Here is a 21,473-nt window from a genome sequence, read left to right as displayed (position 1 = left end):
TATTAAAAAATCTTTTTATAAAGACTAAATCCTGGATCTCTAAAATAGTCAAATAAACTAAGAAAGACAGAAATAATAAGTACAAAAATTACTATTAAATTTACAAATGAATTATTAAATAAATTAGCAGAAGAAAGAATCACTAAACCCAGAAAAATTAATAAAAAAGTTGTATAAAGTTTTCCTGAGAAATGAGTTTTAACCTTGTATGGACTAAGAAGAATTGTAGCTAATATGAAGCCAACTACAGCAATCATATCTCTTCCTAATACTAAGTAGGCAATCCAAAGATCAACTCTACCTGCAATGGTTAAAGAAATTAAAGTTGCAATGATTAACGTTTTGTCGGCAATGGGATCAGCAATCATACCAAATTCTGATGTAGCTTTTAATTTTCGGGCTAGATAACCATCAAAAAAATCTGATATTCCGGCAAGTATAAAAAAAATAATTGCTAATAAAAACTGATTTTCAATAATACTTATCACTATGGGATAAACCAAAAAAAAACGAAAAAGAGTTATAAAATTAGGAAGGAAATTAAGCATCTATTCAAGAATTAATGATAATTTATCAGACTCGAGACTTTCCAATCTAAGAAATGGGTAATTGAAAAAAAGTTTTTCTAATTGTTTGTAGTTACCGATTAACAAGGAAGATAAGTTAACTTCGTTAAATGATAAATAATTTATTTTTAAATCTGAAAGAATTATTATCTTTTCAAGTTCACTTAATACAAATCTATATTCATCTAAGTTAGATATATTTTTGATATTGATATTGTAAGGAATAGGATCTTTGGAGTTAATTTTTAAAATATATTGCTTCAATACTCCATCAATCACCATATTCAAAGCTTTAACTGGATTTAAACTTTTTGAAAAATCTAAATTTGAATTTAATTGGGATTTGATTGGCACATAGCAACTTTCCTTTTCTATTGTTACTCTGCAGTAAAAAAAACTATCTCCTACATATCTTTTAGAAAGATATAGAAAATCGTTATCTTTGGCTTTGTCAGCTATTTTAAATGAAACTAAATCTTTAGAGTCTAATATTGGAAAGATAATTTTCACGTTTCTTTCATTAGAAACTTGGGTCAACTTGTCCTTAATTGAACTGCATTTTTTACTGACTTTATTAAATGAGCTTAATGAAGTTAAGTCCCTATCACATAAAAACCAAACGGTTAAAGTGGTTTGAATTTCTGATGAGACATTGAAATTATTTGATATAAGAAAACTTCTCAATAACTTTGCGTCTACTAATATTCTATTTTTTTTTATGCCCTCTTCTTCAAAAGAACTATATTCTTTTATGAATTCTTTTGAGTTGATAGAATTAAAAAACTGTTTATTTTTTACATAAGTTTCTTGATTTCCAAGAATCTTAAGGATGGAAGAACTTAAAGCTTCGTCAAAGTAAGAAGTTTGATTTGTATCAGAAACATCTATTATGAATTCATGTTGATCTGGAAGAGATGAATGAATAATTCCTGAGAAGAAAATAACAAATAAAAAAATCCTAAATGAAATATTTAATTGAAACATCTTAGTTTCAATTATAATGATTAAATAAACCGTTAGTTTAATTTAAATTGTCCTCACGAAAAAAAATCTCCTACAAAAAATCTGGCGTTGATATAGCAAAGGGAGACAAGCTAGTAGAAAAAATAAAACCAATAGCCAAAGCTACTTTTAGAAAAGAAGTTATAAACGAAATTGGTGGATTCTCCTCCTTAATGTCAATACCAAAAAAATATAAAAATCCTGTTCTAGTGAGTTCTACTGATGGAGTTGGCACAAAGATTGAAATAGCTGAAATGATGAAAAATCATACAACAATAGGAATTGATTTAGTGGCAATGTGTGTAAACGATCTTATAACTTCCGGAGCAGAACCACTGTTTTTTTTAGACTATTTAGTAACTGATAAAATTAATTTGCAAAAATCTAAGGAGATAATTTCTGGCATAGCAAATGGATGTAGAGAGTCTAATTGTTCTCTTATTGGAGGAGAAACAGCGGAACACCCAAAAAACTTTCCTAAAGGTAAATACGATTTAGCAGGCTTTTCTGTTGGAATAATTGAGAAAGAGAATTTAAAAAAAGAAAAATTAAAGTCAGGAGATATTTTAGTAGGACTAAAATCTTCTGGACTTCATTCAAATGGTTTTTCTTTAGTTAGAGAACTCATAAAGCGTAAAAAAATTTTTTTAAATGATAAATTTGGCTCCTCCTCTTTAGGACAAACACTTTTGAAACCAACAAAATTGTACGTTAATGAAATTTTAAAACTTTCAAATAAAGTTAAGATTAAAAATATGGCACATATTACCGGAGGTGGATTGATAGGTAATTTAGAAAGAATATTGCCAAATAAATATAGTTTTGAATTATCTAAAAAAGATTTATTCTTCTTTCATAAAAAATTGTTCTCCTATTTAATGGAAAAGTCGGCTTTGACAGATATTGAAATGTTAAGAACTTTTAATTGCGGATATGGAATGATTATTATAATTGGACAAGAAGACTTAAAGAAAACAATAATAAATTTGAATAAACTTAAACAAAAATTTCGTGTTTTAGGGAATGTGACGCGAAAAACAGAAGAACCAAAAATTAAATTTATTTAATAAGAAAATGGATTCTTTTAACATTGCAGTTTTTGCTTCTGGTAACGGTTCTAACTTGCAAAGTCTTTTAAATACTAAAAAGTTGAATAATGAAGATTCTATTGATGTCTCAGTTGTATTTTCAAATAAACTTGATGCCTATGCTCTTAAAAGAGCTGAAAAAAGTAACATACCATTTTTCTCTATTAATCCCGCTTCTTTCGATGATAGAAAAAAATTTGATGTTGCTGTTTTAAATAAGCTAAAAACTTTCAATTTTGATTTAATCGTTTTAGCGGGATATATGAGAATTTTAAGCAAAGAATTTTTAAGAGAATTTGAGGGAAAAATAATAAATCTTCATCCTTCTTTACTCCCAAAGTATCCTGGTTTAAATACGCATCAAAAAGTTATTGAAAATAAAGACTCTCATCATGGAGCTACAGTGCATTTTGTGGATGAGGGTCTGGATACAGGACAAATAATTGGATTTAGTAAATTCAAAATAAAAGAATATGAAATTAACCTTTTAGAAGCAAAAGTTCACAAAATAGAACACAAACTTTTACCTTTAATCTGTAGTCTAATAAAAAACAAACGTCTAGAATTTAAAAATAATGAGCTTAAAATCGACAATATTGAATATCCTGACGGTAAAGAATTTTATTTTTAATCTCTTGTTAGTTTTTAATTTGCACGCTTTAGGTTTTTCATTAACTGAGTATAAAAATTTTTATTCCACCGACGGAGCACAAGTTGTAGAGTCGTTAGAAAAAATTGACAATAAATATTGGTCAATGGAATCGAAAGCTGAACATTCGCTATTTAATTTCTACCAAAAATCAGTCTTTTACATAGAAAACGATCAGATTTATCTGATTGAGATGCAAAGGAACTTGAGAGCTTTAGGTGGATTAAGAAAAGAAAAACAAGAGTATAAAATTAATCACGAAAATAAAGTAGTTGAATACGTCTTTAATAAAAAATCAGGAAAGTTTAGTTTTGATAATCCTTTGCATGGAAATTTAACTCTCCAACTTCAATTAAAATTTGATTTGGATACAAATAAAATTCCTTTAATCAATAATTATTATTTTTTGGACAAAGGAATAATAAAATCAAAAAAGTTCACGACGGAATTTAACGATGAAGAAAACGATCCACCGTCGTTTAAAATAACAGAAATTAGAGATGATGATAGAGCTTACAGTCTGTGGTTTAAGGACGATGAATATTTAACAACCTACAAGATTTTCAATGATTTTGGATCTAGAACTGCGGTTTGGAAGCTTGACCAATCTAGGCCTTTGGAAGAGTAACTCCTTTTTGTCCTTGATATTTGCCTCCTCGATCTTTGTAACTGACTTCACAAGTCTCATCTGATTCGAAAAATAACATTTGAGCAACTCCCTCATTTGCATAGATTTTGGCTGGTAAACTAGTTGTGTTAGAAAATTCTAAAGTTACATGGCCTTCCCATTCTGGTTCAAGAGGTGTCACATTTACAATGATACCGCACCTAGCATAAGTAGACTTTCCTAAGCACACAGTTAAAACGTTTCTTGGAATTTTAAAGTATTCGATCGTGCTTGCTAAAGCGAACGAATTAGGAGGAATAATGCATTCAGGACCTTCAAAATCTACAAAACTATCTGGATCGAAATTTTTTGGATCTACTGTTGCTGAATTTATGTTGGTAAAAATTTTAAATTTTTCAGAGCATCTAACATCGTATCCATAACTAGATAGTCCATAAGAAATTAATTTTTTGTTATCTTTATTTTTTCTAACTTGATTAGGTTCAAAGGGATTTATCATTTCTGATTCTAAAACATTCCTTTTAATCCAACTGTCCGATTTTATGCTCATAAACTTAATCTTTACTTAGCTCTCTTCTCCATGAAAAAGCTCTTTTTAGGGTGTTATTGTCAACATAATCTAAGTCTCCTCCCGCAGGAACGCCTTCCGCTAATTTTGAAACTTTAATATCCATTCCTTTAAAATTCTCAAATAAAAAATAACCTGTTGCTTCTCCCTCTAAAGTTGAATTCAAAGCTATTACAATTTCTTTAACTTTTCTAGTATTACAGATTTCCATAAGTTTATTTATCCTTAATTCGTCTGGGCCAATACCATCAATAGGTGACAATAAACCGTTTAATACAAAATATTTTCCATTAAATTCTTTTGTATCTTCAATTGCAAAAAGATCTGAGGTTGTCTCTACAACGCATAAATTAGAATTATCTCTGGCAGGATCAGAACAGATTGAACAAATTTCTAAATCATTAAGCACACCACAGATTTGACATTCTTTTATAGAATCCAACGCTTCATCAATAGAGCATGACAGTTTTCTGGCATCTTTTTTATTTTCTCCAAGTAAAAAAAGAGCCAACCTTTTTGCAGTCTTTGGACCGACCCCCGGAAGAATTTGTAAATTCATCATAAGGTTTTCAATATTTTTACTAATTTTCACGAATTGGTATCGAATTTCTTAATTTCTGGATTTAATTCATTAACAATCTTTTTATAAGAGTCACTTTCGCTAATTCTAGATTCAACAATTTCACTTTCTTTTTTCTTAATTTCTTCATTTATTTTTGAGGGAGAAATTGAATCATCATAATCAGAATTAAATTTAACTTTTAAGTCATGTATTGAAAAATAGTCTCTTAGTTTAGCTTCCAAAGTAAATTTATTATCTTCTCCAATCATTTCTTCTCTTTCATTAGGTAGTGAAATAACAAAATCCTTTCCTTTTAAGATCGCATTGGTGTGCATAAGATGTTGAGTGAAAACCTTATTTAAATTTAATTTATTTATCAATTCAGGCCAATTTAAGTTGACAGAATAATTCTGATTAATTGTTAAATTTTTTTTTTCTTCTATATCAAAAGCCAACATTTTAAGAAGGGTCATTTCCAAAACTCCTTTAGGATCTGGAGATTCTTCAATGTACTCCAAATTGACAAGACATAATTGATAAAAAATTTGCAATGAGCGGGGTTCAAGTTCAAGGAGCTCTTTGTTAAAGTCAATTTTTTTGTTTTGACTAAATTGTCTCAATGAAATATTTTTAATTAATTCCATAATTTCCAGAAAGATATTTTTAATCGGGGTATCTTTGGTAATATTTTCTAAAACCTCAAAAAGCTTTTTTGGATCATTATTTTTTAAATTGATTAAAATTTCTTGAATTATTTCATTATCAGGAATCCCTAGAATCTGCCTAACCGAGGCTTGCCTTATGTCTTTTTCTGTAAAAGAAATGATTTTTTCAGAAATAGTTAAAGCATCCCTAATGCTTCCGTTGGCGGCCTCAGATATAAGTTGCAGTGCGCCTTCTTCATACTTTACTTTTTCTTTAGAGAAAATATTTGCAAGTTGTGACATCAAATCTTCATTGGATACGGAGTTTAAATTTAACTGGAGACACCTAGACAAGATTGTCGCAGGAATTTGTGATACCTCAGTTGTTGCAAACATGAAAATTACATGTGGTGGAGGCTCTTCAAGGGTCTTAAGGAGAGAATTAAAGCTTTCTTTTGTAAGCATGTGTACTTCATCTATTAGATAAACTTTAAATTTTGAAGATGATGGTAGGTATGGAATAGTTTCAAGTAATTCCTTAGTTTCTGAAATACCTCTTCTAGAAGCTGCGTCTATTTCTTGAAAATCAATTGAGGATCCATCGTTAATCGAGAGACAGGAATCGCACTTATTACATGGCTCGCCATCTTTCAAATGTTCACAATTTAAAGCTTTAGTAAGAATTCTAGCTAACGAGGTTTTACCAACTCCCCTCGTTCCAGTAAATAAAAATGCCTGGTGAGGCATATCATTTTTTAAAGAATTTTTTAACGCTTGAACGATGTGATCTTGACCAACAACTTCCGTAAAAGATTTTGGTCTCCATTTTCTTGCTAAAACTAGATAACTCAATTTATTTTTTTAATTTAGATATTTTTTCAAGATCAAAACCTCTGTACAAGAGAAATTTTGAAATTTTTAAAAAGTTTTGATCTTTTGTCTTGTTTGAATCATATTTTTTCTCATATTCTTCAATCATTTTTTTGTCCCAATCTAAATCCGTTTCTATAAAAGCGCGCTCAATGAATATTTTGTCAACACCTTTTCTATTTAATTCGTATTTAATCCTAACTGGTCCAAACCCTGAGTTAAACCTAGATCTCATATAAGCTTCTGAAAACCGTGCATCTGATAACAGATCATCTTTTTTTAGCTTCTCAATTTCATCATTTAGTCTGCCTTTAGATTCAACAAATTTAATTAATTTCATATAAATTTCTTTTTCAGAGTGCTCTCTCCTTGATAGTAAATTCATAATTTTTAATCTTATATCTTCATTGGCTATTTGTTTTTTCAATTCTGAATTTAAATTAAAGGATAATTATCAAAACCAATTTTTTTTTCATTTAATTTAGTAAATGGAGTTTGGCAATTTATTAAAAAACCAAAATTTTCAGATAGAAAATCCTCATCAATTGCCCTGTCATTTTTAAACAATAATAAAAATAGATAATCGTAATAATCGTTTGAAATCTCAGGAGCAAGGATATAAATATCTAATTCATTATTTGTTTCTAAAACTTCTAAATTATCAACAATTTGGCTCAATTCTATGTTGGGTAATTTTTTACAAAATGACATTTCCATACTTTTATTTTTATGCTTTAAAGCATCTATCTTTTTATTAGAAAAATCATAAAAAAATTGTTTTCCTGATTCACTACAAGAAGCCACCTCATCAAATTTTTTTTGCCATCTCCTATATGGATTTTTATCTTTAAAATTCATGAATTCTAAATAATCTTTTTTATTTTCAAATCCATCCATTTTAATAAAATTATAATCTTCAGGATTAAAAAGAGGATTTAAATATGAACTACTCAAATTTCTATTTTGTAAAATATTTTTGTAATCTATAAATATTTCTACTAAATCATCGGCATCATAATTACTCTTATAAATACACCAATCAAATTCTATAAAAGTTTTGTTAGGAAAATTTATTTGAGAAATTTGATCATCAGAACATGAAAAAAAAATAAACAGTAGAGAAAAAATTAAATAGATTCTCATTTAATGAAGTTTAATGAGAAATCTATAGCCTTGATATTTTTAGTTAGATCTCCTAGGGAAATAAAATCAACATTCATATTTGAAACCTCTTTTAAATGAGATTCATTTTTTATTCCAGAAATTTCTATTTTGGTTTGGGCGTTAATTATTTTCAAAGCTTTTTCAATAGACGTCTTAGAGAAATTGTCTAACATGATAACATCTGGCTTCAATCTCAAAGCATCTTTCAATTGAGATAGTTTTTTAACTTCAATTTCAAGAAATTTACCTCTAATAAAATTTTTTTTAAAAGAGATATTGTTAAGTCCGTCTGTGGCAAAAATATGATTATCTTTAATCATCAAACCGTCCGACAAATCAAATCTATGATTTGTTGCACCGCCAACTTTGGTTGCATATTTCTGTTCTGCTCTCATCCCTGGGATAGTTTTTCTTGTATCTAATAATTTGATTTTTTTGTTTTTTATTTTAGATTTAACTAAAGCAGTTTTTGTCGATATTCCTGACATAAACTGTAAGAAATTAAGAGCGGTTCTTTCTGCTGAAAGTATTGCCTTAGGATTTCCAGTTATCTTAGCGACTATAGAATTTTTTGGAACCTCTTTACCCTCTTTAAATCTCCAGGAAATCTTTATTGCTGGGTCTATTTGTTTAAAGCTTTCTTCGAGCCAGGCCTTTCCAGAAATAATCGCTTTTTCTCTGATGATAAGTTCTGCTGAAACAATCTTCTTTGAAAACTTCGTTATTGCTTTTATAGATAGATCTTGTCTAACACTATCTTCTTTGAGCGCAACTCTTACGTTCTTTTTTACTGCATCTAGATTCATTACTTAAAGGAAGTCATTCTATTTAAAGATATTTGTGCTTTTTGAATTGTTTCTTCTGAAACATTAATAATGTTTTTCATATCAAGAAGAGTTTTCTCTAGATTTTCTAATGAATTTAGACCCATCCAAGGGCATTGAGAACAACTCTTACATTGTGCACCATTTCCCGCAGTTGGTGCCTCAAAAAAAACTTTTTTAGGATTATTTTTTTCTAATTGATAAAAAATACCTTTATCAGTAGCAACAATAAATTTATTAAAATCTAAGTTTTTTGCGGCTTGCAAAATTTGAGAAGTAGAGCCAACTGCATCTGCTAACTTTATGACCTCCATGGGTGATTCTGGATGAACTAATACTCCGGCATCGGGATGTAATTTCTTCATATCTGATAAGCCTTGATACTTAAACTCATCGTGAACTATGCAAGATGCATCCCACAAAATCATATCTGCACCAGTATAATCTTCGATGTACTTTCCTAAATGCTTATCGGGCGCCCATATGATTTTTTTTCCTTGACTATGCAAGTGTTCGACGACTTCTAATGCAATGCTAGATGTAACTACCCAATCTGCTAATGCTTTTACTTCAGCTGAAGTATTGGCATAGACAACTATTTCTCGGTCTGGGTGTTCTTCACAAAATTTCTTAAAATCTTCCTCGGGACATCCTAGATCCAAAGAACAAGTGGCTTCAAGAGTAGGCATAAGAATGGTTTTCTCAGGACTTAAAATTTTTGACGTTTCCCCCATGAACTTTACTCCAGAAACCACGAGTAAGTCTGCTTCGCTGTTTTGTCCAAACTTAGCCATTTGTAGCGAATCTGAAACGCAACCGCCCAAATCTTCTGTTAATTCTTGTATTTCTTTATCGACATAGTAATGAGAAATTAAGACCCCGTTTTTTTCATCCAATAATGACTTGATGGATTTCTTTAACAGCTTTAAATCGTGTGCATCATAGACTTTACGCTTTAGTAATTTAGCCTGATGTTTCTCTAACAAATGATTAGGGATTATATTTCTCATTAATTTTTTTAATATTGATAATTTTACAAGAAATCATATATATAAATATCAATTAAAAAAGATATTAGACATTTATAATTAGAAATCTAACATACTCATAATGAATAATTCCCTCAAAGATAAATTTCTTTATTATTGCGCGCCTGAAAGTGATGATGATTATTTTAACAATAGTCTAATTTATTTATGTGCAAATGATAATAAAGGATCTTATGGGCTAATAATCAATAGGACTGTGGAAATTAAATTAACTGATTTTTTTTCTTCAATAAGCTCTAAATTGGAAGCCAAACTCAATTCTGGAAAAATCGTTCTTGGGGGGCCTGTCCAACCTATGTCAGTTTACGTCCTTTATTCTGAAGACGATAGGTTCAAGCCACTCATAAAGATTAATGATGAAATTTCTGTTTCTCAAGACGTAGAGTTAATCAAATCAATTCTAAATGATGATGGACCAGAAAAATTTTTAGTATCTTTTGGTTTCACTGGTTGGAGTGAGGGACAATTAGAAACCGAAATCCTCTCTGGAAATTGGTTAATTACCCCTTCGTCCAAGGAAATTATTTTTAATACTCCTAATGACCAAAAAATAAATAAAGTCTCCAAACTAGCTGGTTTTAATCTACAGACTGTTAGTTCAAACTATGGCAGTTCATAAAAATCTTCTTTTATTTTTTTTATTATTTCCAAATTTAATTTTTGGGAGTCAAATAGGAACTGCATCAAACTCTACGATAGAGATTCTTGCTGAGGACATCATCAAAACTTCTGAAGATACCTACCTTGTGGGAGTTAAATTCAGATTAGATCCAGGATGGCATACGTATTGGATAAATCCTGGAGATTCAGGAGAAAAGGCAAGTTTTGAATGGAAATTACCTGAAGGAGTTAAAATTTCTAACCCGAAATGGCCCTCTCCAGAAATTATCCCTTATCCGCCTTTAATGACATATGGTTACAATGAAGAAGTAACAGTGCTATTTAATCTTACTGTAGAAAGAGATTTATTATCTTCAGAGCAGATTTTTTTAAAATCTAATTGGTTGGCTTGTGAAGATGTATGCCTTCCACAATCTGCTTCAATAGAAACAACATTTTTAAAAATCGATGATTACAAACTCAGTAATAAAAATTCTGAGCTTTTAGAAAAACAAAAAAAGTTACCAAAAAAACTTCCCTCTTCAATCAAAGTATTGGAAGAAAAAGGAGAAATATTACTTACAGGAAAAGTAGATTCTAAGTTGATTAATACAGAGGTTTATTTCTTTCCTTATGATCAAAATCTAATAAATCACACTGCGGAACAAAAAACTAAATTTGAAGAAAATTCTTTTTATCACGCAGTAGAAAAATCTAAATTAAATAACTCTAATTCAAGCGTTAAGGGAGTGATTACATTTAAGGACGAAAATATTTTAGAGTCGTATTATTTTTCCACAAATTCATTTTTAACTTCTGATAGTTTAAATTCCTTGAGTCTAATAATCACTTTATTTTCTGCTTTCTTGGGAGGATTATTATTGAACTTAATGCCTTGCGTTTTTCCAGTGATTGCTCTGAAAATATTTAATTTTATTGAAATTGCAAACAATAAAAGACAAGTTTTTTTACACGGATTGTCTTTTTCTTTTGGTTCTACTTTATCTTTTCTTCTTATTGGAATTTTTATTTTGTTTCTGAAAATTTTAGGCGAAGAGATAGGCTGGGGATTTCAACTACAGTCTCCGATATTTGTAACTCTGTTAATGTATTTATTTGTAGGTTTATTTTTGAATTTTCTAGGTGTTTTTAGTTTTCCAAATTTTCTTGGAAATTTTGGAATGCAAGCAAGAACAACTTCTTATAATAATTCCTTTGCAACAGGCATTTTAGCAGTTGCTGTTGCGACCCCCTGCACGGCTCCATTTATGGGTTCTGCTTTAGGTCTTGCTTTGACGCAACCAAACTTCTATTCAATTTTAATTTTCTTCTCATTGGGTGTGGGTTTTAGTGCGCCTTACTTAACCATTAGTATGTTCCCAAGAATTTTAGAATATCTACCAAGGCCAGGAAATTGGATGGAAACCTTTAGAAAAGTTATGGCAATCCCAATATTTTTGACCGTCTTATGGTTATTTTGGATATTGAGTAATCAAATATCTCTGGATAGTCTTATTGGAGTTCTTATTGGAATTTTATTTGTCATTTTTCTATGTTATTCAGAAAAAATTATTAACTTTTTTAAATTTTCCAAAAAAACACTCTTGCCCGTTTTTGTAGCCTTTATTTCAGGATCAATTTTCTTACTACCATATGATTATAATGATAAAATCAATAATAATGATGTAACTTCGTTAAAAGAAATCGAAGAGTTATCAAAATCAGGGCCTTTATTTATAAATTTCACAGCTGATTGGTGTATTACTTGCAAGGTAAATGAACAAGTAGCACTTAACACTAATTACTTTCTAGAGACTTTAGAATCGGAAAATATTTCGTACTTAAAAATTGATTGGACTAATAAAGATTCCGATATCAATAGATTAATAGAAAGTTATGGAAGATCTGGCATTCCACTTTATGTTTTCTACCCATATGAGGAATATGGACCAATTATTCTCCCCGAAATTTTAAATAAATCTATATTAGAGAATTATCTAGAGAAGAGTTATTAGGCGACAATATATTCTTCCCAATCTTCAACTATTTTATCTTTAATTAGATGCTCTTGGCCTTTTAGAAGTTCTCTAAAAGTAGGTTTAGAAATTTTTGGCAGATTTTCAAGAATTTTATCAGCTTTAGCAATGTTACAAGATTTGCATGATGTAGCTACATTTTCCCAATTAGTTGTCCCTCCTTTACTCTTAGGAATGACGTGATCAATTGTTAGATCTTTTTTTTCAAAGACGTTTTTACAGTAATGACAAGTATACATATCTCTTAAAAAGACATTTGAACGAGAAAATTTAATTGTGCTAGAAAATTTATGATATTTCCTGAGCATAACAATGCTTGGAACTTTGAAATTTAATGAAGGAGACCTAACTACCCAATCTGAATGTTCTTTGACGATGATTACGTTTCTTGTAAAAACAAGCTTAACTGCAGTCTTCCAATCTACAGCCGAAAGTGGGAAATAACTTAACGGCCTTCCGTTTCCATTTAAAATTAAGCAATCCTTAGACATAGATAAATAATACTATGAAATTTATTTTTTTTTAAAAATAAAATTTTACTTTATCAAAATTAAATACTATGTTCGTTTAAACCTTGATGTTATTATGCGCAAGCATGGAGTTCTTAGGCAGCAACATCATCTCCATAAATCAATTTGAAAAAGTTGACATAGAATTAATTTTCGAAACAGCTGACAATCTCATCCCTTTCGCTAATAGAACAAAGTTAACCAAAGCTCTCGATGGTGCCATTTTGAGCAATATGTTTTTTGAACCAAGTACTAGGACTCGTATTAGTTTTGGTAGTGCCTTCAATATCCTTGGTGGCTCGGTAAGAGAGACAACAGAAATCGACGCGACCTCACTGAAAAAAGGTGAATCACTTTATGACACCTCAAGAGTTTTAAGTGGTTATAGTGACATTATAGTCATGCGTCATCCCCTAGCAGGATCAGTAGAAGAGTTTGCAGAAGCCTCAAGAGTTCCTGTAATAAATGGAGGTGATGGTGATAATGAGCATCCAAGCCAGGCTTTATTAGATCTCTATACAATTAAGAAAGAACTAGAATCTAGAGGTAAATCAATTGATAGCGCCAGGGTTGCTTTAATTGGAGATTTAAAATATGGTCGAGCAGTTCATTCCTTATGTAAGATTCTCAGCCTTTATAAAAACATATCTTTAAAACTTATTTCTCCTGACAAATTAAAACTACCAAATTCATTTGTTAATGAACTCGAAGAAAAATCTGTCTCCCTGATTGAAACAGATAATATTCAAGAAGGAATTTCAGATGTAGATATTTTATACGTTACCAGAATTCAAGAAGAGAGGTTTGAAAGTGCTGAGGAAGCAAATAAGTACAAAGGGTTAATGTCTCTCAATGAAAAAATTTATACTAAGAATTGTGAGCCTAACACCGTAATTATGCATCCCCTTCCCAGAGATTCCAGAAACGATGCTAACGAATTAGATTCTGATCTAAATCAAAATCCTAATTTAGCTATTTACCGTCAAACTGATAATGGTTTGCTAATCAGAATGGCTCTATTTTCTCTAATTTTGGGGATCACAGATCGCTTACATGAGTCTGCATCTTCCATTTCTTGGTATTCCAATAAAAATTAATTAGCACGAGGCAATTGATTCCAATTCGTCGTATATTTGGGGGATTGTAGTTCTCTTTTCATCGACCATTCTTTTTTTATCCCTTGAGCCAAAAATGTTACTGGTCCATTTTCTGTTTTATTTATTTTATCAATGGTTTGCATTAATTTCTTGTCAACGCTATTTCTATCTTTGGGTTTAAACATGTCTAGTTGGCAAACTTTTTCATCATAAAAATCGCTTAACATGATGCCAGCCTTGTTGTATTGAAAATTTGATCTGAATATTTTTGTCATAGCCATTCTTGCCGCAAACATTAAATCTCTCGTATCGTTGGTTGGATTTATAAAGGGTATAGAAACAGTCTCTCTATGCTGAATGTCTTGTTTTCTAAACGGATTTGTTCTGATGAAAACTGATAATAATTTACAGGCTTGTCTTTCTCTTCGCAGTTTAACTCCAGCTCGTGCGGCATAATCACTAACTGCTTCATTTAGTAAATTTTGATCAGTTACTCTCTGGCTAAAAGTACGACTCACCACAATTTGTTTTTTTGTTGCTGGTTGGTCTTCTAAATCTATACAAGTTTCTCCTTTTAACTCTCTGACCGTTTTAGCCAAGACTATGTTGAAACGTTTTCGAATATAACTTAAATCTAACTGAGTTAATTGATATGCATTTTGAATACCTATGGCGCTCAAATGTTTTTCTAATCTTCTCCCAACCCCCCAAATCTCTCCAATAGGTGTTATTTTTAAGAGTTTTTCTTGTCGTTCTTTACTAGACAAATCTACCACACCATTTGTTGCGGGATACTTTTTAGCGCCATAACTTGCAACCTTAGCTAAAGTTTTAGTAGGTCCAATTCCAACTCTTACCGGAACACCAATCCATTTAAATATTTTTTGCTGACAATCAACTCCAAAGTCTTGAAGATCAACGCAATTGCTTACTCCCGATAAGTCTAAGAAAGCTTCGTCAATGCTATAAATTTCTAGACGTGGAGCAAGTTGCTCCAAAACGTCCATGACTCTCGAAGAAATATCTGCGTACAACTCATAATTCGAGGAGAAAACTACTCCTCCATTTTTTGTATACTCTTTTTCGATTTCAAACCAAGGATCACACATTTTTACACCTATTGCTTTGGCTTCCTTGGTTAAAGCAACTACACAACCATCATTGTTTGATAAAACCACTATAGGTTTATCTTTTAGGTCTGGTCGGAAAACTCTTTCGCAAGAGGCATAAAAACTATTGCAATCCACCAAAGCAAACATTTTTTAAAATTGATTTATAGCAGCAGTCACTACTCCTAAAATTTCTAAGTCTTCTTCTTTGTCAATCTTGATTGGAGGATACTTAATATTTGCCGAGAGCAACTTTGGTTCAGGATAGAGTTGCAATTTTTTACAAGCATAAGAGCCGTCAATGGCTGCAATTACGATTTTTCCATGTTGAGGTTCTATACTGCGATCAACAATTAGCACCGCACCGTCGTTAATACCAACATTTAACATTGAATCTCCTTTTGCTCTAACTAAGTAAGTTGCAGCAGTATTGCTAATTAAAAACTCATTTAGATCTATCGATCGCTCTACGTAATCGTCTGCCGGACTTGGCCAGCCTACCTGGACTTTTTCAGTGAATATTGGAACTTTTGTAGTGTTTCCGTCAGGGTCAAGACAACCCCCTAAATTTTTAATTTTCATTTAAGGTAAATAATTTATACTGTATATATATACAGTATATTATCACATCCAAAAAATGCAACTAAAATTAAATTACTTTGGCAACTCTCACCGCAAAAGCCGAACCTCCACCAACAAGCTTTACCCAAAGGCTGAGAAAAAAGCCTGCAGAAAGGTTTTTTTTATGACCGGACTCAATTTTGTGTTCAATTTCATCGTCCTGACAAGATTGTAAGAGATTGATTAAAGGCTCATTGGGATCGCTCTGAGATCTTAAATAAATTAGCTGTTCTTCATAATGATCTTCAACAAAAGACTCAACGGCTTCAATTGTGGCGAAAACTATCTTGGGTCCAAATAAAGCAGGAAGAAATCCTAAAAGATAACCGGCAATTTTCCAGAGAAAAACGAGCTTACTTCTCTTAGCTTTAGGTAAAACTTCTTCTATTTTTCTTAAATGTTCTTGTTCAGTACTAAGATGCCTTTTTGAAAATTCTAATAACTCGGGATCTTTTGCAATGGTTAAAATTCCTTTATAGATGTAAACGGCACCCACTTCGCCAGCATGATCGGAACGAAGGAAAGATTCGAGCAATTTATTCATATAATTATGATATCTGTTATTTGTCTTATAAGATAATTCTAAAACGATTGATGGACTCAGAGTCGAGATGGGGCTTTGAAACATTTTTTGCTAAATTCAAGATTTTTTTAATAAAGTAAAAGACAATTTAAGCTATATCTTACTATTTTTCTTTCAGAGAGCTTTTTTTATTTCGCTTGCAATTCTAAAGGAAAGAATTGGAGGCACAGCATTACCAACTTGCCTATATTGCTCAGATTTATTTCCTAAAAATTTAAAATTATCTGGAAAGGATTGTAATCTGGCACACTCTCTCACTGTAGGAATTCTATTTTCCCTAAAATGAAAATAGTTTCTATGACCAGTATCAATGGTTAGAGACGGTTCTTTGCTATTCATCCTTTGAAAGGCTTTATTAAATTTTCTTACTTTCCAGTATTTTTCTGGCAAAGATTTAATATTTCCACCGTCGGGAACTTGTGAAATTATATTAATTGTTTGATTGGTGTGATTTGTTATTTGATGATTATATGCATGAGTTACGTTGCCCCTAAGTCTTTTCTGGTAATCATTCTTTGGGTTGGATCTAAATTTAGCTAGAACTTTGTCCTTGGGTTTTGAAGGCAAATCACTTATTGCGTCAGAGGAGGAAATCTGTTCAAAGTCTTTTTGAGGAAAAAGAAAACCTTCTTTGGTCATACCAACTATAAAAACTCTCTCTCTCCGTTGTGGAACTCCATATTCTGATGCATTGAGAATAGATGGATAAATAAAGTAACCCAACTTGCCAAATCTTTGCTCAATATCTTTCAAGAAAGCTCCGTCATTCAGCTTGGCCATACCTTTAACATTCTCGATGAGGAAAAACTTTGGTTTAGATTTTTTCACGCAATTGAAGAAATCAATATAAAGTTTGTTCCTTTTCTCATTAAGCTTTATAGCTTCATTCTTGAAGTCAGAAAGTCTAGCGGAACTAAAACCTTGACAAGGTGGGCCGCCTATAACTCCTGTAATTTTTTCCTGAGAAAGGATCTTTGAAAGCTCTTTTTTATTAAATTCAGAGACTTCCATACACTTTCCAGGCTTTTCAGGATGATTTTCATTAAACGTTTCAATTGATGATTTACAATTATCAATTGCTCTAACTACCTGGAACCCACTCTGCTCAAAACCCAAACTAAGACCTCCAGCTCCACAAAATAGATCAATTATTTTCAATCGAAGTACTCCTTCTTTATGGCCTTGGCAATGCCTTTGGCCAATAGCGGAGGCACTGCATTACCTACTTGGCGATATTGACTTCCTCTGGTGCCATAAAAAATAAAATTGTCCTTAAAAGATTGAATTCTTGCTGCTTCTCTTACACTAGGTATTCGATTGAATTTAGGATGAAAGTAATTGCTATGAGAATTTCCTGTATCAATAGTTACAGATTGATTTTCCTCATTTAAGCGTCTATAGGCTGACGAATGTCTATTAGTTCTATTACTTTTTAAAATATGATTAGGAATATCTCTCCAGTTTCCCCCTTGTGGTACATAACTTATTTTTTTTTGAGTAACTTCAGCAGGATACTTCACTTCATGATTATATATTTTATTATGTCTGGATCTTAAATATCGCCTATAGGATGTGTCAGGACTATTTTTTAAAATATAAAAGTCTTCTTTCAGTACTTTTTTCTCTAGTATGTAAAGTTCTCCTAAAGCATCCTTTACATTTAATCCTTTAATTTGAGATGAGTTAAAGATATCAATTTTCTTATCAAAATTTTTTTCTTGAACTGCAATAAAAAAAGCTCTTATTCTATTCTGGGGCACACCAAAGTCAGCTGAATTAAGTGTGGCTGCATGAGTTAGCTTGTAACCTGAGTCTTTAAATAGACCAATGATCTTATTTTTTGTATAACCATTGTTCATTGTCAAAATACCTCTGACATTCTCTATAAGAACAACTTTAGGCTTCAAAGCGTCGATAAAATTAAAATACTCAAGGAACAATTTATTTCTAGGGTCATTTTTTTCTTTATCCCATCTATTTGCACTAGAGAAACCTTGACATGGTGGACCACCTACTAAAACATCGATATTTCTATTTGCGAAATTTTTTTTTATTTCTTTTTTTGAAAAATTTGTAATGTCTCTACAAATTGCTTCTGAATTTGAGAAATTTCTTCTAAATGTAGCAACAGAATCTTCATCAATATCTATACCTGTATCAATTTCAAAACCGGCTTGTTTAAAACCATCACTTAGCCCACCGCAACCGCAAAAAAGGTCTAGCACTCTCATTAATAAATAGATTTTTTAAAACTCATTATAGTTATAATTAAAACATTAAATAGCATAAGCTAAATAAAAATGAGTAAGCAGTTTGATAATTATGTTTTGAACATTAGAAATAAAACCTCTGGAGAAGAATTTTTTCTTGGTGGAACAAAAATATATAGAAACTACGCAGCAATTATGTGGGCTTTTGGTGTATTTATATCTCATAATAAATACACAGTTACCAAAGATGACGCTATAAAAGCATTTAATAAATATGGCAAAGTAAGATACAGGAATGGTAAGAGGATAAATAGATACCAGGAAAGTTCTGGTTGGGCACAAGTCTATAGATATTTAACAAATTTTGGCCTAGCCGAGCATGCTTCTAGTCGAACAGAGATTTCACTTACAAAATCAGGAAAGAATTTACTTAAGAAGATTAAGTCAGATTACTTAAAAAATTACACATCAAATGAAACTAATCAAAAACTCAATGATTGGAATAAAAGAGACAACCCCTTGTTGCCTAATTATGTAAGAAATTACTACACAGATTACATAAAGAACCTTCAATTTTCTAAGATTTCATTGGATACTGGTGTTGAAAAAAAATTTCTTCTGAAGGCTTTTTATTGTGCTTTAAATGCATCCCTTCATGGCGAACTATATATAACAAGCAAAGAAGATAGACCTGCTCAAAAAAAATTTCGTACTAACAAAGACATGATTATGGTCGAAAAATCTAGGAAAAAATTCTTTGATTACGATAATAAGATTAAAGATACAAAATCAGTTGGTCACGTGGGAATATTTTTAGAAGGGTTAGGATTAGTTGAAAGAGTGCCTTATATAAAACATGTTGATTCTTATGAGCTCACTGGTGAAGGAAAAAAATTAATACAAGATATCTTAATTAATGCAGGGAATTCTCAATCGACAATTACTTTATCTCCAGTTAAAAGAAAAAAAGGCTTTTCGCCACTTAAGAGTAAAGGAGATTTCAAACCTGGTAAAAGAAATGGTAAGGGCAGAAAGGCTACTGATATTGTTAGCCAAGCTGAAATTTATCAAGTAACTTTTAAGGTTGAAAGTAAAAATTTTATTTATGTCGGCCAGGACTCAGATTGCACAGGACCGTCGCCGAGTACATACCATGGATCTTCTCTTATCATTTATCATTACAAAGAAGTATTTGGAATTAAAATTTTTAAAAAAGAAATTCTAGAAACGGTTTCTAATATCACGCAAAAAGATCTCAATACTCTTGAGAGAAGATATATAAATGATGCTGCGGTGGAAGCTATAAAAAAGGGCTGGATTCACATTAATTACACCGGAAAAAATCAATAAAGCTTTCAGACAACTTTAGTCTTTTTGTATATTCTATAATTATTTACTATTCTAATGTATTTGCTGTAAGCCCAGATTTGCATGAAAGCTAATAACCACCACAGTTCTGCAAAAAATAAATAATGAACTTTTGGAATTAAGCCGATAGTGCCAATAATAAAGCAGTAATAATGAGTTTTTGTGTTAATGCTTGTGAGTAAGTAATCACAGATGAATGCAAAAATTAAATCAAAGATTTCACAAAATTTAAAATATTTAATTCAAGAATTTTACCTAAGAAACTTGGTAGACACGCCCGGACTCGAACCGGGGACCCCCACCATGTCAAGGTGATACTCTAACCAACTGAGCTACGTGTCTATTTTTGTGGAGTGAATTTTACAGGCATTTCTTGAATGGCGTTAACAAAGTTATTGGGAGTTAAAACCATTTCTCCGTCTTGGACCATGTCAGGAAATCTTTCAAAAATCTTTTGATACACAACTTCTAGTTGCATATTGGCTACATGCTTCCCTAAACAAAGATGTCTGCCATAACCAAAGGCTAAATGTTTTTTTGCATTCTCTCGAGTAATGTCATAAATATCAGGATTTTCAAAAATTTCTGGATCCCTGTTGGCGGCGCCATACCATAAGGTCACTTTTTCATTTGGGCCAATTATTTGATCTCTTATTTGCACCTCCTCTTTCGTGGTACGTCTCATATATATGACTGGAGAGACCATTCTTATGGATTCATGGACCATGTTTGGCAATAAATCTTTATTGTTCATCACTAGCTCCTTTTGAGCTGGATTTTCTGAGAGTAAGTTCATTGTGCCACTAATTGAATTTCTAGTCGTATCATTACCCGCAAATATAATTAAGAGCCAAGAACCATCTAAATATTCTCCAGGTAGTTTTTCTCCTTCAACTTCTAGATTAGCTATGACTGACAATAAATCTTCTTTTGGATGTTTTCTTCGAGACATTAATATCGATCTGCCATAATCGAACATTTCTTGAACCATATTATTAAACGCTTCGATTAAAGCCGGATCGGGAGCATGAGCCTTTTGTTCTTCAGAAAATTCTTCGCCACGATTTTGCATCTGTTGAGTTGCTGCTAGTAATTGAGCCATTTCTAAAAGTTTCATCCACTCTATTATTTTTGGTCTATCACTTTCTGGAACTCCAAGCATTTCGCATAGCGTAAATAAAGGTAACTCAGCGGACACTGAATCAACTAGATTACATTTGCCTAAGGGAGCTATTTCGTCTAATAATTGATCGACCTTGAGCGCCACTTTTTTCTTTAAGTTTTCTACGTATTTAGGATTGAAGAACGACATATGAGGATTTCTAATGTTTAAATGCAGCATGCCATCAAGGCTCAACATGTGATCCATGGTAGATCTGTAGAGTAAATCATTTTCAGGAGGCTCAAAGCCATGAGTTAAGGAAGTGCCCCCAGCTAATTGAGAAGAAAAAGTCTGTTGATTTTTTGACACGTGTTCAATGTCTTTGTAACTGGTAAGAACCCAAAAGCCTGGCTCGCTGTCTTCAGGACCTGTTTCGTGAAAATAAACAGGAGCATTTTCCCTTAAATCTTTAAAATGATTGTATGGTTGGCCTTTTGTAAAAAGTATCAGATCAGTTAAATCAAACTCCCTATTAAATTCATAGGCTTTCTTAAATTTAGGTGCAGCTATTTTTACGTAAGGCTGTTTATCGCTATTTAATTCCAATCCCATTTTTTTCTAAAA

At 31.4% G+C, this 21,473-nt stretch carries 23 protein-coding genes and 1 tRNA gene; 7 read left to right on the top strand and 17 right to left on the bottom strand.

Annotated features, from left to right (window positions below; genetic code table 11):
- Nucleotides 1–2 precede the first annotated feature (2 nt).
- Both M9C82_02550 and M9C82_02545 read right to left on the bottom strand, forming a co-directional pair.
- The gene (locus M9C82_02550) at nt 3–548 is read right to left on the bottom strand and encodes a CDP-alcohol phosphatidyltransferase family protein (protein URQ74027.1); all 546 of its coding nucleotides are present in this window, start codon (nt 546–548) and stop codon (nt 3–5) included.
- Entirely contained in the window at nt 549–1,550 is a 1,002-nt protein-coding gene (locus tag M9C82_02545) for a hypothetical protein (protein URQ74026.1), read from the bottom strand.
- Nucleotides 1,551–1,597: 47 nt separating this feature from the next.
- Here M9C82_02545 and purM point away from each other — a divergent pair, with 47 nt between their 5' ends.
- Genes purM through M9C82_02530 form a run of 3 tightly spaced genes read left to right on the top strand, consistent with a single transcriptional unit; the run spans nt 1,598 to nt 3,933 of the window.
- Nucleotides 1,598–2,635, top strand: coding sequence for a phosphoribosylformylglycinamidine cyclo-ligase (gene purM / locus M9C82_02540; GenBank protein URQ74025.1), 1,038 nt, complete (start codon nt 1,598–1,600; stop codon nt 2,633–2,635).
- Between the two features lie 7 nt (nt 2,636–2,642).
- On the top strand, nt 2,643–3,287 hold the full coding sequence (purN, locus tag M9C82_02535) for a phosphoribosylglycinamide formyltransferase (protein ID URQ74024.1): 645 nt from the start codon (nt 2,643–2,645) through the stop codon (nt 3,285–3,287).
- The gene (locus M9C82_02530) at nt 3,232–3,933 is read left to right on the top strand and encodes a hypothetical protein (protein URQ74023.1); all 702 of its coding nucleotides are present in this window, start codon (nt 3,232–3,234) and stop codon (nt 3,931–3,933) included. Before purN ends, M9C82_02530 begins: the two co-directional genes overlap by 56 nt.
- Here M9C82_02530 and dcd read toward each other — a convergent pair.
- From dcd to nadA, 7 genes are read right to left on the bottom strand one after another with little or no spacing between them, the layout of a single operon-like run.
- A complete protein-coding gene (gene dcd / locus M9C82_02525) occupies nt 3,914–4,483 on the bottom strand; it encodes a dCTP deaminase (protein URQ74022.1) in 570 nt (189 codons plus the stop codon). The genes M9C82_02530 and dcd overlap by 20 nt on opposite strands.
- A gap of 4 nt (nt 4,484–4,487) precedes the next feature.
- Nucleotides 4,488–5,063: a recombination mediator RecR gene (gene recR / locus M9C82_02520; GenBank protein ID URQ74021.1), complete on the bottom strand. Its 576-nt coding sequence runs from the start codon at nt 5,061–5,063 to the stop codon at nt 4,488–4,490.
- Between the two features lie 26 nt (nt 5,064–5,089).
- Nucleotides 5,090–6,559 carry a DNA polymerase III subunit gamma/tau gene (gene dnaX, locus M9C82_02515; GenBank protein URQ74020.1) on the bottom strand — a complete coding sequence of 490 codons (1,470 nt, stop codon included), beginning with the start codon at nt 6,557–6,559 and terminating at the stop codon, nt 5,090–5,092.
- Between the two features lies 1 nt (nt 6,560).
- Nucleotides 6,561–7,004, bottom strand: a complete 444-nt coding sequence (locus tag M9C82_02510; protein URQ74019.1) for a recombination regulator RecX — start codon at nt 7,002–7,004, stop codon at nt 6,561–6,563.
- An 8-nt stretch (nt 7,005–7,012) separates the two neighbouring features.
- Nucleotides 7,013–7,720, bottom strand: coding sequence for a hypothetical protein (locus M9C82_02505; protein URQ74018.1), 708 nt, complete (start codon nt 7,718–7,720; stop codon nt 7,013–7,015).
- Nucleotides 7,717–8,547, bottom strand: coding sequence for a carboxylating nicotinate-nucleotide diphosphorylase (gene nadC / locus M9C82_02500; protein ID URQ74017.1), 831 nt, complete (start codon nt 8,545–8,547; stop codon nt 7,717–7,719). The genes M9C82_02505 and nadC overlap by 4 nt, the downstream gene beginning before the upstream one ends.
- Entirely contained in the window at nt 8,547–9,575 is a 1,029-nt protein-coding gene (nadA, locus tag M9C82_02495; protein URQ74016.1) for a quinolinate synthase NadA, read from the bottom strand. The genes nadC and nadA overlap by 1 nt, the downstream gene beginning before the upstream one ends.
- A gap of 100 nt (nt 9,576–9,675) precedes the next feature.
- Between nadA and M9C82_02490 the strand changes: the two genes are divergently transcribed.
- Both M9C82_02490 and M9C82_02485 read left to right on the top strand, forming a co-directional pair.
- Nucleotides 9,676–10,233, top strand: coding sequence for a YqgE/AlgH family protein (locus tag M9C82_02490; GenBank protein ID URQ74015.1), 558 nt, complete (start codon nt 9,676–9,678; stop codon nt 10,231–10,233).
- Complete coding sequence (locus M9C82_02485; GenBank protein ID URQ74014.1) at nt 10,220–12,229, top strand: thioredoxin family protein; 2,010 nt, start codon at nt 10,220–10,222, stop codon at nt 12,227–12,229. The genes M9C82_02490 and M9C82_02485 overlap by 14 nt, the downstream gene beginning before the upstream one ends.
- Here the strand turns inward: M9C82_02485 and M9C82_02480 are convergent.
- A complete protein-coding gene (locus M9C82_02480) occupies nt 12,226–12,741 on the bottom strand; it encodes an HNH endonuclease (protein ID URQ74013.1) in 516 nt (171 codons plus the stop codon). The two genes, M9C82_02485 and M9C82_02480, sit on opposite strands and share 4 nt — an antisense overlap.
- Before the next feature lie 104 nt (nt 12,742–12,845).
- Here M9C82_02480 and M9C82_02475 point away from each other — a divergent pair, with 104 nt between their 5' ends.
- Complete coding sequence (locus tag M9C82_02475; protein ID URQ74116.1) at nt 12,846–13,856, top strand: aspartate carbamoyltransferase; 1,011 nt, start codon at nt 12,846–12,848, stop codon at nt 13,854–13,856.
- Here the strand turns inward: M9C82_02475 and umuC are convergent.
- From umuC to M9C82_02450, 5 genes are all read right to left on the bottom strand, one after another.
- Nucleotides 13,853–15,115, bottom strand: coding sequence for a translesion error-prone DNA polymerase V subunit UmuC (gene umuC / locus M9C82_02470; protein URQ74012.1), 1,263 nt, complete (start codon nt 15,113–15,115; stop codon nt 13,853–13,855). The genes M9C82_02475 and umuC overlap by 4 nt on opposite strands.
- 3 nt (nt 15,116–15,118) lie before the next feature.
- Complete coding sequence (gene umuD / locus M9C82_02465) at nt 15,119–15,547, bottom strand: translesion error-prone DNA polymerase V autoproteolytic subunit (protein URQ74011.1); 429 nt, start codon at nt 15,545–15,547, stop codon at nt 15,119–15,121.
- A gap of 67 nt (nt 15,548–15,614) precedes the next feature.
- Complete coding sequence (locus tag M9C82_02460; protein URQ74010.1) at nt 15,615–16,130, bottom strand: demethoxyubiquinone hydroxylase family protein; 516 nt, start codon at nt 16,128–16,130, stop codon at nt 15,615–15,617.
- 153 nt (nt 16,131–16,283) lie between these two features.
- The gene (locus M9C82_02455) at nt 16,284–17,327 is read right to left on the bottom strand and encodes a DNA cytosine methyltransferase (GenBank protein ID URQ74009.1); all 1,044 of its coding nucleotides are present in this window, start codon (nt 17,325–17,327) and stop codon (nt 16,284–16,286) included.
- Nucleotides 17,324–18,400: a DNA cytosine methyltransferase gene (locus M9C82_02450; protein ID URQ74008.1), complete on the bottom strand. Its 1,077-nt coding sequence runs from the start codon at nt 18,398–18,400 to the stop codon at nt 17,324–17,326. The genes M9C82_02455 and M9C82_02450 overlap by 4 nt, the downstream gene beginning before the upstream one ends.
- A gap of 69 nt (nt 18,401–18,469) precedes the next feature.
- On the opposite strand from M9C82_02450, the gene M9C82_02445 reads away from it, so the two are divergent.
- Nucleotides 18,470–19,729, top strand: a complete 1,260-nt coding sequence (locus M9C82_02445) for a hypothetical protein (GenBank protein ID URQ74007.1) — start codon at nt 18,470–18,472, stop codon at nt 19,727–19,729.
- Between the two features lie 283 nt (nt 19,730–20,012).
- Here the strand turns inward: M9C82_02445 and M9C82_02440 are convergent.
- Nucleotides 20,013–20,089, bottom strand: a tRNA-Val gene (locus M9C82_02440).
- Nucleotides 20,088–21,461: a cytochrome P450 gene (locus M9C82_02435; protein ID URQ74006.1), complete on the bottom strand. Its 1,374-nt coding sequence runs from the start codon at nt 21,459–21,461 to the stop codon at nt 20,088–20,090. Before M9C82_02435 ends, M9C82_02440 begins: the two co-directional genes overlap by 2 nt.
- Between the last annotated feature and the right edge of the window lie 12 nt (nt 21,462–21,473).

This window comes from SAR86 cluster bacterium, from assembly GCA_023703675.1.
GTDB lineage: Bacteria > Pseudomonadota > Gammaproteobacteria > Magnimaribacterales > AG-339-G14 > AG-339-G14.
This window is presented reverse-complemented; position numbering and strand designations above follow the sequence as displayed.

Bases quoted from the DNA above. Each gene is read 5' to 3' on its own strand.
- M9C82_02550 (URQ74027.1), bottom strand. From the start codon at position 548: ATGCTTAATTTCCTTCCTAATTTTATAACTCTTTTTCGTTTTTTTTTG.
- M9C82_02545 (URQ74026.1), bottom strand. From the start codon at position 1,550: ATGTTTCAATTAAATATTTCATTTAGGATTTTTTTATTTGTTATTTTC.
- purN (URQ74024.1), top strand. From the start codon at position 2,643: ATGGATTCTTTTAACATTGCAGTTTTTGCTTCTGGTAACGGTTCTAAC.
- M9C82_02530 (URQ74023.1), top strand. From the start codon at position 3,232: ATGAGCTTAAAATCGACAATATTGAATATCCTGACGGTAAAGAATTTT.
- dcd (URQ74022.1), bottom strand. From the start codon at position 4,483: ATGAGCATAAAATCGGACAGTTGGATTAAAAGGAATGTTTTAGAATCA.
- recR (URQ74021.1), bottom strand. From the start codon at position 5,063: ATGATGAATTTACAAATTCTTCCGGGGGTCGGTCCAAAGACTGCAAAA.
- M9C82_02505 (URQ74018.1), bottom strand. From the start codon at position 7,720: ATGAGAATCTATTTAATTTTTTCTCTACTGTTTATTTTTTTTTCATGT.
- nadC (URQ74017.1), bottom strand. From the start codon at position 8,547: ATGAATCTAGATGCAGTAAAAAAGAACGTAAGAGTTGCGCTCAAAGAA.
- nadA (URQ74016.1), bottom strand. From the start codon at position 9,575: ATGAGAAATATAATCCCTAATCATTTGTTAGAGAAACATCAGGCTAAA.
- M9C82_02490 (URQ74015.1), top strand. From the start codon at position 9,676: ATGAATAATTCCCTCAAAGATAAATTTCTTTATTATTGCGCGCCTGAA.
- M9C82_02485 (URQ74014.1), top strand. From the start codon at position 10,220: ATGGCAGTTCATAAAAATCTTCTTTTATTTTTTTTATTATTTCCAAAT.
- M9C82_02480 (URQ74013.1), bottom strand. From the start codon at position 12,741: ATGTCTAAGGATTGCTTAATTTTAAATGGAAACGGAAGGCCGTTAAGT.
- M9C82_02475 (URQ74116.1), top strand. From the start codon at position 12,846: ATGGAGTTCTTAGGCAGCAACATCATCTCCATAAATCAATTTGAAAAA.
- umuC (URQ74012.1), bottom strand. From the start codon at position 15,115: ATGTTTGCTTTGGTGGATTGCAATAGTTTTTATGCCTCTTGCGAAAGA.
- umuD (URQ74011.1), bottom strand. From the start codon at position 15,547: ATGAAAATTAAAAATTTAGGGGGTTGTCTTGACCCTGACGGAAACACT.
- M9C82_02460 (URQ74010.1), bottom strand. From the start codon at position 16,130: ATGAATAAATTGCTCGAATCTTTCCTTCGTTCCGATCATGCTGGCGAA.
- M9C82_02450 (URQ74008.1), bottom strand. From the start codon at position 18,400: ATGAGAGTGCTAGACCTTTTTTGCGGTTGCGGTGGGCTAAGTGATGGT.
- M9C82_02445 (URQ74007.1), top strand. From the start codon at position 18,470: ATGAGTAAGCAGTTTGATAATTATGTTTTGAACATTAGAAATAAAACC.
- M9C82_02435 (URQ74006.1), bottom strand. From the start codon at position 21,461: ATGGGATTGGAATTAAATAGCGATAAACAGCCTTACGTAAAAATAGCT.